Annotated in this window: 13 protein-coding genes, 1 tRNA gene and 2 pseudogenes; 10 read left to right on the forward strand and 6 right to left on the reverse strand. The window is 41.0% G+C overall.

Going from position 1 to position 15,497, the window contains the following annotated elements; translation table 11 throughout:
* Positions 1–409 precede the first annotated feature (409 nt).
* Positions 410–1,618 (reverse strand): NAD(P)/FAD-dependent oxidoreductase, encoded by a 1,209-nt coding sequence (locus M1F17_RS00465; protein WP_094962882.1) that lies wholly within the window; start codon positions 1,616–1,618, stop codon positions 410–412.
* 375 nt (positions 1,619–1,993) lie between these two features.
* On the opposite strand from M1F17_RS00465, the gene pitA reads away from it, so the two are divergent.
* Positions 1,994–3,484: an inorganic phosphate transporter PitA gene (pitA, locus tag M1F17_RS00470; protein WP_004263157.1), complete on the forward strand. Its 1,491-nt coding sequence runs from the start codon at positions 1,994–1,996 to the stop codon at positions 3,482–3,484.
* Between the two features lie 132 nt (positions 3,485–3,616).
* Here the strand turns inward: pitA and uspB are convergent, their stop codons facing one another.
* Positions 3,617–3,952, reverse strand: coding sequence for a universal stress protein UspB (uspB, locus tag M1F17_RS00475; RefSeq protein WP_004263154.1), 336 nt, complete (start codon positions 3,950–3,952; stop codon positions 3,617–3,619).
* Positions 3,953–4,402: 450 nt separating this feature from the next.
* Here uspB and uspA point away from each other — a divergent pair, with 450 nt between their 5' ends.
* Positions 4,403–4,837, forward strand: a complete 435-nt coding sequence (gene uspA, locus M1F17_RS00480; protein WP_004263149.1) for a universal stress protein UspA — start codon at positions 4,403–4,405, stop codon at positions 4,835–4,837.
* Between the two features lie 266 nt (positions 4,838–5,103).
* A complete protein-coding gene (gdhA, locus tag M1F17_RS00485; RefSeq protein WP_004263145.1) occupies positions 5,104–6,438 on the forward strand; it encodes an NADP-specific glutamate dehydrogenase in 1,335 nt (444 codons plus the stop codon).
* 82 nt (positions 6,439–6,520) lie between these two features.
* On the opposite strand, the gene rsmJ is transcribed toward gdhA, so the two are convergent.
* Together rsmJ and prlC are read right to left on the reverse strand one after the other, a co-directional pair.
* Positions 6,521–7,291, reverse strand: a complete 771-nt coding sequence (gene rsmJ / locus M1F17_RS00490; protein WP_094962881.1) for a 16S rRNA (guanine(1516)-N(2))-methyltransferase RsmJ — start codon at positions 7,289–7,291, stop codon at positions 6,521–6,523.
* Entirely contained in the window at positions 7,284–9,326 is a 2,043-nt protein-coding gene (gene prlC, locus M1F17_RS00495; RefSeq protein WP_004263141.1) for an oligopeptidase A, read from the reverse strand. The genes rsmJ and prlC overlap by 8 nt, the downstream gene beginning before the upstream one ends.
* 309 nt (positions 9,327–9,635) lie before the next feature.
* Between prlC and M1F17_RS00500 the strand changes: the two genes are divergently transcribed.
* Both M1F17_RS00500 and rhuM (M1F17_RS00505) read left to right on the forward strand, forming a co-directional pair.
* Positions 9,636–9,730 (forward strand) — tRNA-Sec (locus M1F17_RS00500).
* A 176-nt stretch (positions 9,731–9,906) separates the two neighbouring features.
* Positions 9,907–10,170: pseudogene (rhuM, locus tag M1F17_RS00505) on the forward strand (RhuM family protein); the annotation flags it as partial.
* Between the two features lie 68 nt (positions 10,171–10,238).
* Here rhuM (M1F17_RS00505) and M1F17_RS00510 read toward each other — a convergent pair.
* The gene (locus tag M1F17_RS00510; RefSeq protein ID WP_096863483.1) at positions 10,239–11,135 is read right to left on the reverse strand and encodes a LysR family transcriptional regulator; all 897 of its coding nucleotides are present in this window, start codon (positions 11,133–11,135) and stop codon (positions 10,239–10,241) included.
* Between the two features lie 111 nt (positions 11,136–11,246).
* Between M1F17_RS00510 and M1F17_RS00515 the strand changes: the two genes are divergently transcribed.
* From M1F17_RS00515 to rhuM (M1F17_RS00530), 4 genes and pseudogenes are all read left to right on the forward strand, one after another.
* Positions 11,247–12,449 (forward strand): MFS transporter, encoded by a 1,203-nt coding sequence (locus tag M1F17_RS00515; protein ID WP_197739537.1) that lies wholly within the window; start codon positions 11,247–11,249, stop codon positions 12,447–12,449.
* A 1-nt stretch (position 12,450) separates the two neighbouring features.
* Positions 12,451–12,927 carry a cyclophilin-like fold protein gene (locus M1F17_RS00520; RefSeq protein WP_318837167.1) on the forward strand — a complete coding sequence of 159 codons (477 nt, stop codon included), beginning with the start codon at positions 12,451–12,453 and terminating at the stop codon, positions 12,925–12,927.
* A gap of 6 nt (positions 12,928–12,933) precedes the next feature.
* Complete coding sequence (locus M1F17_RS00525; protein ID WP_094960890.1) at positions 12,934–14,049, forward strand: alpha/beta hydrolase; 1,116 nt, start codon at positions 12,934–12,936, stop codon at positions 14,047–14,049.
* Positions 14,050–14,081: 32 nt separating this feature from the next.
* Positions 14,082–14,198, forward strand: a pseudogene (rhuM, locus tag M1F17_RS00530) (RhuM family protein); the annotation flags it as partial.
* 95 nt (positions 14,199–14,293) lie between these two features.
* On the opposite strand, the gene M1F17_RS00535 reads toward rhuM (M1F17_RS00530), so the two are convergent.
* On the reverse strand, positions 14,294–14,656 hold the full coding sequence (locus M1F17_RS00535) for a YibL family ribosome-associated protein (protein ID WP_036958636.1): 363 nt from the start codon (positions 14,654–14,656) through the stop codon (positions 14,294–14,296).
* A 291-nt stretch (positions 14,657–14,947) separates the two neighbouring features.
* Between M1F17_RS00535 and M1F17_RS00540 the strand changes: the two genes are divergently transcribed.
* Complete coding sequence (locus tag M1F17_RS00540; protein WP_004263100.1) at positions 14,948–15,487, forward strand: DUF2058 domain-containing protein; 540 nt, start codon at positions 14,948–14,950, stop codon at positions 15,485–15,487.
* Positions 15,488–15,497: the final 10 nt, after the last annotated feature.

A 15,497-nucleotide genomic window follows, 5' to 3' on the forward strand; every position in this document is an offset into this window, starting at 1 on the left:
AATTTATACACAGAGAAAAGTAGCTCCCATTAACCATAGGATCCAAAAAATTTGAATAAGATATAAGGTGATTGCAGAGAATGTGGTGTGAATAAAAAAATAGCCAGCGCAAGGCTGGCTAAAGTAAACACTGGAAGCAATGTGAGCAATGTCGTACTCCCTGCAAAGGGTGACTAAGTAACCCTGTTGAGGAAGTGATGATAATGATAATAATTATCACTATCGTTTGTAAAGCATTATTTTTAACCAAAATAATATATCTTATAATTAAAACTGCAATTATATGATTTATATGAAATTAAATATTAACCATTATTTTTCAATGGATTAAGATTATTTGGCCATAAATAAAGGCCGATAACTTTAACGGAGCAATCCTGTTAAGAGTCTGGTTAAGGCCGAGTGTTTTTTAGTCGTTTTTTGCAAAAGGGAGAGGTAAGCTTTCCGCGCATGCAGCCGCGGAGCTCCATGCCCATTGGAAATTGTAACCTCCGAGCCAGCCGGTCACATCCATCACTTCACCAATAAAATACAGGTCTGGTACTTTAAGTGATTGCATGGTTTTAGATGATATTTCGTGAGTATCAACGCCACCCAATGTCACTTCGGCGGTACGGTAACCTTCCGTTCCATTAGGTTGCACCTGCCATTGGTGTAAGGTGGTGTGTAACGCTTCAATTTGAGGATGATTAAGCTGTTTTAGAGCAAACTCAGGGATTTGTCCTTGGGCTTGTAATACCTCAATTAGCCGTTTTGGTAATAATTTAGCTAAGGTATTTTTCAATGATTGATTTGGGTGCTGTTGTCTCTCTGAAACGATAAAATCATTGACGGAGATATCTGGAAGTAAGTTAATACTCACGTACTCGCCAGGGTTCCAGTAGCTGGATATTTGTAAAATAGCTGGACCAGAAAGTCCCCGATGGGTGAATAAAATATTTTCTTTAAATACGGTGCCGCTTGCCGCTGTTACCGTTGCAGGGACAGAAATACCTGAAAGTACCTGTAAGGTTTCTAAAAGGGGTTTATGTAAGGTGAATGGCACCAGTGCTGCTCGTGTTGGAATAATAGTATGCCCAAACTGTTCCGCAAGACGATAGCCAAAAGGGGTCGCACCTAAACCTGGCATAGATAGGCCGCCTGTTGCAACGACAAGTGAGTGGGTACTTACTTGAGAGCCGTTGATCGTGACTAAAAAACCATTATCTGCTTTGTCAACGGCAGTCACCTCACTGCGTAACTTGATAGTGATATTAGGTAGATTACACTCACTTTGCAGCATATCGACGATATCTTGTGCACTATTATCACAAAAAAGCTGCCCTAAGGTTTTTTCATGATAGGGAATATTATATTTGGCCACTAAGGCAATAAAATCCCACTGTGTATAGCGAGCAAGTGCTGACTTACAAAAGTGTGGGTTTGTTGAAATGTAATTGCTGTGTTCTGCATACATATTAGTGAAATTGCAGCGCCCGCCACCGGACATCAATATTTTTCTGCCTAATTTTTTCCCGTTATCAACCACTAGCGTCTTCAAACCGCGTTTGCCAGAGTGTGAGGCACAGAATAAACCCGCTGCACCAGCACCTAAAATAATAACGTCGAAATTTTTCACAATAAGTGTCTCTATATATGTTTGATTTTAAGCGTAATTACATTGATAACCGGGATATTTTACGTCATCTCACCGGGATTGTAATGTAAAGCTTTGAGGAAGAACTGATGAAAACTATACAGGACGTATTATAATTAGAAAAATTCGTCTAAAAAAAGCAAACAACGATTATTTTCTGGAAATATCGTTAAAAAGTTTCAAAAATTCAGAATAAGTTTGATTGCTTTAATGTATTGAAAAATATGGGGTAATTGCTATGAGGTGCTTTTTTGATGGGTAGTTAAATCAAAAAAAGGTTAGATTTTGCTTCCACCGCCAGCGTTTGTCACTGATAATGCGCCGCGTTCATGTCCAACATATAATGGCTTAACGTCTATGCTACATCTTTTTACAGGTTTAGAATTTCATACAGGTCTATTATTAGTTCTGGCACTGTTATTTGTGCTGATCTATGAGGCTATAAATGGCTTCCATGACACCGCTAACGCGGTAGCAACGGTTATTTATACCAGAGCAATGCGGGCTCAGTTCGCAGTTGTCATGGCAGGGGTTTTTAACTTTTTTGGTGTCTTGCTGGGAGGGTTGAGCGTTGCATATGCCATTGTCCATCTCTTACCAACAGACCTCTTGCTTAATGTGAGCTCAGCTCACGGCCTTGCAATGGTTTTTTCATTGCTCTTGGCTGCAATTATTTGGAACCTTGGAACTTGGTACTTCGGTATCCCTGCTTCCAGTTCACACACACTGATCGGGGCAATAATCGGGGTGGGTTTAACCAACGCGATTGTGACTGATTCGTCTGTTGTTGATGCCTTGAATATACCGAAAATGATCAGTATTTTCATGTCATTAATTTTGTCTCCCGCTATCGGTTTTGTGATTGCTGGTTTGATGATTTTCTTTTTGCGCCGTTATTGGAGTGGCACAAAGAAACGTCGTCGTATTCACTTAACACCAGCGGAACGTGAGAAAAAAGATGGTAAGCGTAAGCCACCATTCTGGACCCGTACTGCATTGATTTTGTCAGCAGTTGGGGTGAGTTTCTCCCATGGTGCGAACGATGGCCAGAAAGGCATCGGTCTTATCATGCTGGTGTTAATTGGTGTTGCTCCAGCAGGTTTCGTTATGAATATGAATTCTAACGGTTATGACATCGCAAAAACACATGATGCGGTTGTCCACCTGCAACAATACTATGAAACACATAAACCAGCGTTAAACCATGCAATAGAAAATGCCCCGGCCGTTGCAGAAAGTAGTGATGAGCCTGGCGGTGAATTCCATTGTGATAGCACGCGTACTAGCGCTATTTTAAATCAAGCGCAAAAGATGCTTGATGGCATTCAAAGCTATGAAGAGCTGACGCCAGACCAACGTAACCACGCACGCCGTTTGCTGATGTGTATCTCTGATACTGCGAATGCGGTTGCGAAATTGCCAGAAACCAGTTCGAAAGATGCCAGCTTACTGAAAAAACTCAGTAATGATTTGCTGTATACCGTTGAATATGCGCCACTGTGGATCATTATTGCGGTTGCTTTAGCATTATCATTAGGCACCATGTTTGGTTGGCAGCGTGTTGCTGTGACCATTGGTGAGAAAATTGGTAAGAAAGGCATGACTTATGCGCAAGGTGTATCTGCCCAGGTGACTGCAGCAGTTTCTATCGGCGTGGCAAGTTATACTGGTATGCCAGTTTCAACAACGCAGGTTTTATCTTCTGCGGTTGCGGGGACGATGGTTGTCGATGGTGGTGGTGTACAAACAAAAACCATTAAAAGCATTGCATTAGCATGGTTATTGACTTTACCGGTGTCCATTGTGTTATCGGGCGGTTTGTACTGGCTATCGCTGTTGTTTATCTAGTCGCACTAATTTTGGCTTCATACATGAGTATGGAGCCTTTAACAGTTACATGAACACAGTAATCTACATATATAAAATAGTGATGATCGGAAGGTCATCACTATTTTCTCGCTAGCAAGTTACTAATCACAATTAACCTGTTATCAATAAATAGGCTAAACTCACGACAACAAGAATACTGAGTCTGCTTATCATCATGAATTGCTTACGGATCCGCTCACAACGCAAAATAACTTCTGGGTCGTAATGTTCCAGATATTGTTTATTATTTATGTATCGAACTAACCGCAGTTGTTTGTTCAGTTGGCCGTGTGTAGTAAAAAAACCATTACCATCAACGGATTGATAAAGCAGGGGATCTGAATCCCTTAGAATAGACAATAAAACACGAACGGAAGAAAAGTACCGCATCATATTTAAGATGCACAAAATGCATAATGCCCAAAATAATGCAATCATACTGAACATAATCCTCTCCTTAGAACCTAGCTCAAGCTCACAGCAATTGTCGCAAAGGAAATACAGCAGAAAAATTGTACTTATACTCAGTTATTTTATTGTAGGATAAATTACTGTTTAAAAAAAGTGCAGTTAGCGCAAATTTGTGATGACCTCTTGTTTCTATTGAAGAAAATAAATCTGAGTTACTGAACTTTATTATCACAGTCTGCTGTGCAACTTTGTTGCATTTCTAAACTAAAGAGTCGCCATAACTCGAATTTTTTAGGGCAATATATTAATATTGAATGAATGATGTTATTGTTTTATAAAATGTTATATGAAGTGATGATTTTAAGGTTAATCTGCTTAGATGTGATCAAAGCAACACTTAATAATCACAATTAGCAGGTATAGTATTCATAAAGATGTGGTGAAGGCATAACCACCAGATAATCAGCATTCGGAAGGAGCTTACTTATGGCTTACAAACATATTCTCGTTGCGGTAGATTTATCACCTGAAAGTAAAGTATTACTGGATAAGGCTGTCTCTATGGCAAAACCTTACGGGGCCAAAGTATCTATGATCCATGTTGATGTTAACTATTCAGACCTCTATACCGGTCTTATTGATGTCAATCTTGGTGACATGCAGCAACGTATTACTGATGAAACACGTAATGCTCTGAAGGATTTGTCTGCGGGCGCAGGTTATGAAATCCAAGAAACACTCAGTGGTAGTGGCGACCTAGGCCAAGTACTTGTGGACGCGATTAAGAAATACAATATGGATTTAGTGGTCTGTGGGCATCACCAAGATTTCTGGAGCAAGCTGATGTCATCTGCTCGCCAGTTAATCAATACTGTTCATGTGGATATGTTGATTGTGCCACTAAATGATGATGAAGAATAATCCATATCACTCAATTTGAAATATTATTCACTGAAAACGCTTGCTTATGCAGGCGTTTTTTTTGTTTCAAAATATGTATTTTGAGGGAGTTATTGGCAGGTCAAGCAATTTATTTTGCTATAGAGTGAAAAAAAACCTTGAATTTAGAATACAAACTAATGATATATTCAATAGGCAAACACAAATCAACCTCACATTTCCTAAAAATAATGATAAGAAAGAGTGAGGCACATCACAACAACTACATGTTAAAAAGGAAGACATAGATGACACAATCACTATCTTCGTTCTTGGAGTCTGTCCAAAAAAGAGACCCTTCTCAACCTGAATTTCTACAAGCCGTGCGTGAAGTATTCACTTCCCTTTGGCCGTTCTTAGAGCAAAATGCTAAGTATCGTGACCAAGCATTACTTGAACGTTTTGTTGAACCTGAGCGTGTAATTCAATTTCGAGTATGTTGGGTAGACGACCAAGGTAAAGTTCAAGTTAACCGTGCATGGCGTGTGCAATTTAGCTCTGCAATCGGCCCATTCAAAGGTGGTATGCGTTTTCACCCATCTGTGAATTTATCTATCCTGAAATTCTTAGGCTTCGAACAAACACTGAAAAATGCTTTGACCACATTGCCAATGGGTGGTGGTAAAGGTGGCTCTGACTTTGATCCTAAAGGTAAAAGTCATGGTGAAGTGATGCGTTTCTGCCAAGCATTGATGACAGAACTCTATCGCCATATTGGTTCAAATACTGACGTCCCAGCAGGAGATATTGGTGTTGGTGGCCGTGAAGTGGGCTTTATGACAGGTATGATGAAAAAGCTGTCTAATGACACTTCTTGTGTATTTACCGGTAAAGGCTTGTCTTTTGGTGGTAGTTTAATTCGCCCTGAAGCAACCGGTTACGGTTTGGTTTACTTCACAAATGCGATGCTAAAACGTCATGGCCTAGGTTTCGAAGGGATGCGTGTCGCGGTTTCTGGTTCTGGTAACGTTGCGCAGTACACCATTGAAAAATGCATGGAGCTAGGTGCCAAAGTGGTTACAGCTTCCGATTCAAGCGGTACTGTAGTTGATGAAGACGGCTTTACAACAGAAAAACTCGCACGTTTGGAAGAAATCAAAAACAACTATGGTCGTATTGAAGAATATGCAAAAGAGTTTGGCTTAACTTACTTAGCGGGCCAGCAACCATGGAATGTTCCTGTCGATATCGCTCTGCCATGTGCAACACAAAATGAGCTGGATGTTGATGCAGCAAAAGTGTTAATCAAAAATGGCGTTAAAGCGGTCGCTGAAGGGGCTAATATGCCAACGACTATTCCTGCAACTGAGCTGTTCCTTGAAGCAGGAGTGCTGTTTGCGCCAGGTAAAGCGGCTAACGCAGGTGGTGTGGCAACCTCAGGTCTTGAGATGGCTCAAAATGCGGCTCGTCTAGGTTGGAAAGCAGAGAAAGTTGACGCCCGTCTGCATCACATCATGTTGGATATCCACCAGCACTGTGTGGAGTTCGGTGGTGAAGAGAAACAAACTAACTATGTTCAAGGCGCTAACATCGCGGGCTTCGTAAAAGTCGCAGATGCAATGCTTGGGCAGGGTGTGTTGTAATCTTCTGACCTCAAACGTACGCGAAAGGGCGGCTGTATCATACTGATAAATTCACCTGTACATACGCCCTTCGCCGTTACGTTTATTCGCTATTTTTAATGCATGGATAGATATCAAACCGATGGTTTTTAGTGGTAACTGCTGATGGCGCTTTTTGTCCCGCAAGGGGCTCAGCGTAGTCAGGGCGCTTAACAACCACTCTACGTTTAGCCAAAGCAATCGCAGGGGCTAATAATGAATCTGCATCATCATCTGCTCCCACCAATGACTGAAATACTCGCATTTCTTTCTTCACTAAAGCACTTTTTTGCCGATGAGGGTACATCGGATCAAGATAGATAACATCAGGGGCATGGGTTATCTCACTCAGTGCTGTAATACTGGATGCATGAATCAATGACATTCGCTCTTGTAACCATGGGCCAATTTCTGCATCTTGGTAGCCTCGTTGTAAACCATCATCCAATAGAGCAGCAACTACAGGGTGGCGCTCCAACATACGGACATGGCAACCGAGAGCGGCTAGAACAAAGGCATCACGCCCTAGGCCAGCAGTGGCATCAATGACATCGGGAAGATAATCTTTTTTGATCCCGACGGCTTTGGCAACAGCTTCACCGCGACCTCCACCAAATTTGCGACGATGAGCCATCGCCCCAGAGACGAAATCAACAAAAATCCCACCTAATTTAGGCTCATCTAGTTTGCGCAGTTGTAAGTTTTCAGGCGTAAGTACAACCGCCATAATGGCATCAGGGGTATGAGAAAGTTGCCATTTTTCAGAAAGTTGAGAAAGAGTGCCGGGATCGGCACCCTCTTCGCAGATCAATTGGATCTCAATACGATTAGCCATGAATACCATAGCTCTTCAACATGGCATCTAATTCTGGTTTGCGACCACGGAAGCGTTCAAACAGCGCCATTGGCTCTTCTGAGCCACCACGACTTAAGATATTGTCGAGGAAAGACTGACCTGTTTGACGGTTAAAGATGCCTTCTTCACTGAAACGTGAGTATGCATCTGCCGCAAGCACATCTGCCCATAAGTAGCTGTAATAGCCAGCTGCATAGCCACCTGCGAAAATATGGCTAAAAGCATGTGGAAAGCGCGACCATTTTGGTGAAGGAACCACAGCGACTTTATCTTTAATCGCATATAGCGTTGGCATGACTTGCGCACCTTTGGCTGGGTCATACTCAGCATGTAAGGTGAAATCAAACAGGCCAAACTCTAACTGGCGCAGAACAAACATGGCTGATTGGTAGTTCTTTGCTGCTAACATGCTATTAAGCATTTCTGTTGGTAATGGTTCGCCTGTCTCATAATGGCCGGAAATAAATTCGAGGGCTTCAGGCTCCCAGCACCAGTTTTCCATAAACTGACTTGGTAACTCGACAGCATCCCATGGTACACCGTTAATCCCTGCGACATCTGCAACATCAATTTGCGTTAACATATGATGTAAGCCGTGACCAAATTCGTGGAATAAGGTAGTGACTTCATTATGAGTAAACAGTGCGGGTTTATCGCCAAGTGGTTTATTGAAGTTACAGGTTAAATAGGCTACAGGATTTTGTAATGAGCCGTCTTTATGCACCATACGGCCAACACAATCGTCCATCCAAGCTCCACCGCGTTTATGTTCGCGAGCATAGAGGTCTAGGTAGAAGCTGCCGCGTAAGGTATTGGTTTCATCATAGAGTTCAAAGAAACGCACATCTTTATGCCATGTTTCTACATCATTGCGTTCTTTGGCAGTTAAACCATAAATGCGATGAACAACTTCGAACAAGCCATTCAGGACGCGTTGTTCAGGGAAATATGGGCGCAATTGTTCATCATTTAATGAGAATTTATGCTGTTTTTGTTTTTCGCTGTAATAGGCTAAATCCCAAGATTCAAGCGTATCGACACCATAATGTTCTTTAGCAAAAGCCGTCAGTTCAGCCAGTTCATTTTCCCCTTGCTGATGAGCACGGTCAGCTAAATCATTGAGGAAATTCAGCACTTGTTCTGGCGATTCGGCCATTTTGGTCGCTAGGGATTTTTCTGCGTAGTTTTTAAAACCTAATAATTGCGCTAGCTCGTGGCGTAAAGCCATCAGTTCATCGATTAATTCGCTGTTATCCCATTTACCCGCATTTGGGCCTTGGTCAGACGCACGGGTGCTATATGCATGGCTCATCTCACGACGTAATTCTGCGTTATCAGCATAGGTCATAACAGGTAAATAGCTTGGCATATCGAGAGTGAGTAAGTAGCCTTCTTCACCTTTTGATTCAGCCATGGCTTTTGCTGCAGCAATAGCGCTTTCTGGCATACCCGCTAATTCTTTTTCATCTTTAATCAGTTTGGTCCAACCCATAGTTGCATCAAGCACGTTATTGCTAAATTTAGACGCTATCTCCGACAAACGTGCCACAATTTCACCATAACGTTGCTGTTTTTCAGCAGGTAAGCCAATGCCGGATAACTCAAAATCGCGTAAGGTATTTTCGATAGACTTACGTTGAGCTTGGCTAAGGGAATTAAATTCAGCCCCTTCTTTTAATGATTTATATGCTTGATACAAAGGCTCATGCTGCCCCATCCAGGTACTGAATTCAGACAGTAATGGTAAACATTTTTCATACTCTTCGCGCAGTTCTGGGCTGTTTTTCACGGAGTGTAAATGACTCACTGGCGACCAAACACGAGACAGCTTATCACTGGCTTCTTCTAAAGGTTGGCACAGGTTGTCCCAAGTGTATTGATCTGTTGCACTCAACAGGTTTTCTACTGTTTGGCGATATTCATTGAGTACGTGTTGGACCGCGGGAAAAATATCCGCAGGCTCTATAGTAGAAAAACGGGGTAGTGCGGAATCGGCTAATAATGAATTTGTCATAAAACATCCTGTGATTGCAGGCTTGTGCTCGTAGGCCAAGGCTTACTGTGTTGACAATAAAAGTTAAATGGCGAACTTATACCCAAATAGGATAAATGTTATGGGTGATAGAACCAGCACGCCATTGCGAATATAAGAAAGTATATGGGGGCAGATGTACAAACCTCAATATCAATCTAACGTTTTTTCTTATTAACGCTTATCAATAAATGGGGTTTTTGTTGGTTTTTATCAATAAAGGCAATAGTTGTAGTTTCAATGCTTTGGAAAATAATGAATTCAGTCTATAATCACTTTCCAATCTATAGAGGAAGATCGTCGTCTCCGGTGAGGCGGCTGGATTTCAAATCCAGTTGGGGCTGCCAGCAGTCCCGGGCAGGTTCGACTCCTGTGATCTTCCGCCAAACGCAGTTTCTGAATTTCTCCCAAAGTCTATATTTTCCTTTTAAATCAACAAGATTAATCACTTCGATGTCTGTCTGATTCTCCCCTTGTTTACTGGTTTATACCCCTGTTTGGGGGCAAAATTGGGGGCATAATTTTTCCCTATTTTTTGGATGCCCCCACAGTGAAGCTTAAAGCCAGTCAGCTGGATATGGGCTTAACCAGCTATAAATTTGATGAGGTGCGTAAAACCGATGTCACGATCGCGAAGAACTATCTTCGAGAAAATGAACTGAAAGAATTAAACCGTATCGTCAATATGTGGTTAGATTTTGCAGAAGACTAAGCACTGCGTCGTAAGCAAGTTTTTTTACAGGATTGGGATACCAAGCTGGATCAGTTTTTAAGTTTTAATGACCGTGAAGTTTTGCAATGTGCTGGTGGGATTAGTAAAAAAGCCTACCACTAAAAAACCAATCTGGGGGTATTAATGGGGGCACTGCTATTTATCCAACTCACCAAATGCGACTACTTTGTTCGATACCGTATCGCTTCTACAAAAGCCATAAAAGCGGGTGAGGACTGTCGACGGTTTGGGTAATACAGGTGAAAACCTTCAAAGTAAGGGCTATAATCGATTAATACAGCCTGTAACTTCCCCTTGGCAATATAAGGCTCGGCTAAATGTTCTGGAATATAGGCTATTCCCATTCCGTCCAGCGCTGCATTTAACTGGTGCAGTGTACTATTGAAAACGAGTTGCCCATCCACCTTTATACTTGTTGTATGATCATTTTGTTTAAATTCCCACGCATAAATAGCCCCCGCAGCACGATGGCGAATATTGATGCATTGATGTTCAGATAAGTCGTTAGGAAATAAAGGTTTAGGGTGCTGTTTAAAATAGTCCGGTGAAGCGACTGCAATTAAGCGCCAATCTGGCCCAATGCGAACTGCTATCATGTCTTTATTGATATCATCGCCAATTCGAATTCCTGCATCGAAACGTTCTTCAACAATGTTTGTAAAACCATAGTCCACATATATTTCTATTGTGATATCAGGGTATTTTTGTAAAAAATTATTCAATATTGGTCGAATATAAATTTCTATTTGGTCATCGGTACAACTTAAGCGAATAGTCCCTCTAGGGCTGTCTCTTAACTCACTTAATGCATTAAGTTCAATATCAATCTGTTCAAATAATGGTCGGATGGCATTCATTAGCTGTGCGCCAGCCTCTGTTACTGAAACATTTCGGGTTGTTCTTGCGAGAAGTCGAATCCCTAAGCGTTCTTCCAAAAGTCGTATTGTATGGCTTAATGCCGAAGGCGTCACACCAAGTCTTGCAGCCGCTTTTGTAAAACTTTGCTCTTGAGCAACGATAAGAAAAGCGTGCAAGTCATTCATTTTACCTTTCATCATTAATGAATTTTTCTCACAAGTTCATGAAGATTATACCCACTAATTAAATTATTACCTGTATGCCATGATGATGTCCATTAAATATCGTAGGTACATAGGCGAATATAATCGATGGATAATGCCATTTTTCAAGAGCGAAATTTTCCTGAAAGAGCGAACTGGAGTGCAGTTTTTGCCATGACGCTATGTGTTTTTGTATTGATAGCCTCAGAATTTATGCCTGTGAGCTTGTTAACACCGTTAGCGCTTGATTTTCAGGTGACAGAAGGAATGGCGGGACAAGGTATTACTATCTCAGGAATATTTGCTGTCATAACGAGCTTATTTATTTCTGCACTTACTCATAATTTAAATCGTAAAACCTTATTACTAGGGCTTACTGTCTTAATGGGAGTGTCAGGTGCAATGATTGCCTTGGCCTCTAATTATTATATTTATATGGTTGGCCGTGCGCTAATCGGTATTGTTGTTGGCGGTTTTTGGTCTATGTCTGCTGCGATAGCAATGCGCCTTGTGCCGATAGATCAAGTTCCTAAGGCACTGGCTATTTTCAATAGCGGCAATGCGCTAGCAACGGTTATTGCTGCACCTTTAGGAGCTTATCTGGGCTCAACTATTGGATGGAGAGGGGCATTTTTAGGCTTGGTGCCTATCGCGATTGCAACTATTTTGTGGTTGTGGGTGAGTTTACCCTCAATGCCAACTGATCCGAACATTCATCAAAATACGCCTCAGATTTTCAGTATTTTTAGCTTCTTTAAATACCGCGTTATCACACTGGGTATGCTTGCTATCGGGTTATTTTTTATGGGGCAATTTACCTTATTTACCTATGTACGCCCTTTTCTTGAGACCGTCGTAAAAGTCGATATTTCGATGGTGACATTTAGTTTGTTACTTATTGGTATTACGGGATTTATCGGAACTCTACTGATTAATCGTGTATTAAAAATAGGGTTCTATCAAACATTAATCGCCATTCCACTATTGATGGCCAGTATTGCGGTATCACTTATTTTCTTTGGCTATTCCAGTCTTACTTCCATCGTATTATTGAGTATTTGGGGTTTTATCGCGACTGCGGCGCCTGTTGGTTGGTGGAGTTGGATACCTCGAATATTTTCAAATAGTGCAGAAGCAGGAGGGGGATTGATGGTTGCTGTGATCCAACTTTCCATTGCCTGCGGCGCTTCGGTGGGAGGCATAATATTTGATTTGATGGGCTATGAAAGTACCTTTGCAGTCAGTGCGTTATTTCTTGTAGTCGCAGCAATACTTGTTCAATGCACAGCAAAGGCTGAAAAGGAAAAATAATATGTTGAATCTATTATTTAAAAATAGGCTTACCCCATTAAATTTTTATTTTCTGTTGGTATTTGCCTGCATCAGCCAGCCATTATTGGCACGTAGTTTACCAATAGAACCTAAAGTGTATTTAATCGAAATTCGTCTTGATACGCAAATAATCAAGGCAGAATTAAAAGATTCAGAAATGACGCGTGATTTTATCAGTTTATTACCGCTCACTGTTGAGTTAGCAGATTATTCATCCACAGAAAAAATCACTTATCTTCCCCGAAAACTACTAACTCGCAATTCATCTAGTGGGATCGAGCCAGAGATTGGGGATATTACTTATTATGCCCCTTGGGGAAATATTGCTATTTTTTATCAACCATTTAGTTACTCCTCAGGGTTATTTAAATTAGGAAAAATAACCGATGGGCTGGAATATCTACAATTTACATCACCAAAACAAGCTGTGATAGAGCTTTTCCAAAGAAATGACTAAAAGAGGATGTACATTATGGATCATGAACGTAGAGATTTATTGAAATTAACGGGGGCAAGTATTGCTGTTGCAGGTATGGCATCGATAATTACAGCGCCAGTATTAGCGCAACCAAATACAAATTTCAGTGAGCTATGGGATAAAACCTTTGTAAAAAGTGATAAGGTTGAACATAAAAAAGTCACATTCAAAAATCGTTATGGTTTAGCCTTAGTCGGAGATTTATATCAACCTAAACATACTAGTGGGTTATTTGCTGCGATTGTATTGAGTGGCCCATTTGGCGCAGTAAAAGAGCAGTCTTCGGGGTTGTATGCGCAAACATTAGCAGAGCGTGGTTTTATTACTCTAGCATTTGATCCCTCTTTTACTGGAGAAAGTGAGGGTGAGCCTCGAAATGTTGCTTCTGCGGATATCAATACGGAAGACTTTAGTGCTGCTGTCGATTTTTTAGGGCTACAGCCAAATGTGGATCGCGAGCGTATTGGTGCGTTAGCTATCTGCGGATTAAGTGGTATGGCTTTAACTGCAGCGAGTAGCGATTCACGTATTAAAGCCGTAGCAACAGCATCAATGTACGATATGTCTCGCAGTATTAGCCGCGGATACCAAGATAGTTACACCATTGAAGAACGACATAAAGTGATTGATTATCTTAGCCAGCAGCGCTGGAAAGATGCAAAAAACGGACACTATGCTTTAGGTTACCATGAGGTGCCATTCGATGAAGATGGCAATATTATCGAGGGACAACGTGTTTTACCGGAGACTCTGCCAGAGAATGCACCGCCTGTATTAGCCGCATTTTTTGATTATTACCGTACTCCTCGAGGTTTTCATCCCCGTTCAATTAATTCAACAACCGCGTGGACAGCAACAACGCCTATATCTTTTTTTAATTTTCCTATGCATACCAATATTGAAATGATATCACCAAGACCAATTTTGCTGATTGCAGGGGAAAATGCACATTCTCGTTATTATTCTGAAGATGTGTACAAAGTAGCTTCAGATCCTAAAGAACTCTTGATTATTCCAAATGCTGATCATGTTGATTTATATGATAATCTAAGCAAGATCCCTTTCGATAAACTCACTGTTTTCTTTCAACAGAATTTATAAATATAGTAGCACATTATTTTTAGTAAAATAATGTGCTTGCTGTCAGTTACTGCGTTACATCTGTTGGTGGCACTCAATTTCGCCAGTAGGCAACGCAAACGCTAGAACGGTATCTGATCAAAGGGTTTGTGATGGATGATGAGCGGCTGAATTACTTACTAGCGGTTCATAACTATAAAAAGTGTATTAAGAACCTCCCAGTATTCGTTGGGCATTACAGATTTTAGTTGGGTTGACTTTCTAACTAGAAATCAGCCTTAGAAAAACCGGTCATAACATCCAGTTCCATTTCGCGGCCTAATGCCGTCATTGGATGGACAATGGTCAAGCCTCGCACGGATTTTTTCAGCTTGCCAAGGTCGGCTTGTTCTTTCTTAGTGATGGGACGCTTGAACGGCATATCTACTAGTTTTTGCGCTTCTTTGCTTAGTTTTTTGTTACGCACCGCCTTCAGACGAGCGATTTCAATTTCCAGTGTCGCTTTTTCTTTCTCTAGTTCTGCGTGTTTTTCTACTTCACTCGTCAGTTGCATACTTGCCATCTGGCGACGAATAAGATCTAAACGGTCGCTAAGAAGCTTAATTTGTGCTTTTTCGATTTCTTTCATTATATTAATTAACCGTGAATAAATTTCTTGTCGGCAAGTATACACTATTCTAGATAAGGGGGGGAAAAGGGATATTGGGCGGTTAGCTATCAAATATAACGCTTATGATAAATTGTTAAATAGAACTTATTATCAAACCAATGTAGGTTCAGCCAATAATTGTATTATCATCGCTAGCATCTTTTCTTAAATAGCATCACATAATTTCTCCATCAATAAAGCTCAAAGCCTATCAGGTCTCAGTCGCTACAGGTATAATCACATAATTATCCGATAGATTTAGAGGCGAAGATGGCGAAACTCACCTTACAAGAGCAAATGCTAAAAGCAGGATTAGTTACCAGCAAGAAAATGGCAAAAGTGCAAAGAACGGCTAAAAAATCACGTGTTCAGGCGCGTGAAGCAAGGGAAGCCGTAGAAGAAAATAAAAAAGCACAGCTTGAGCGTGACAAACAATTGAGTGAGCAGCATAAACAAATGGTGCAATCCAAAGAGTTTAAAGCGCAAGTTAAACAACTTATTGAAATGAATAAAGTTGATATTTCAAAGGGAGATATTAGTTTTAATTTCACAGATAACAACGTTATCAAGCAAGTTGTTGTAGACAAGATAACACAAACGCAATTGATCAGTGGGCGTTTGGCAATTGCACGTTTAGCGATTGATAACAGTGATGTTAACGAGTATGTGATTATTCCAGCAAGTGTAGCGGATAAAATAACGCAAAGAGATGCGGATAGTATCGTACTCAACAATGCGCTGAGCCAAGAAGAACAGGATGAAGATGACCCGTATGCGGACTTTAAGATCCCTGACGACCTGATGTGGTAATACTCGTCAA

Origin of the sequence: Providencia sp. PROV073 (assembly GCF_033688125.1) — a bacterium.
Lineage (GTDB): Bacteria > Pseudomonadota > Gammaproteobacteria > Enterobacterales > Enterobacteriaceae > Providencia > Providencia hangzhouensis.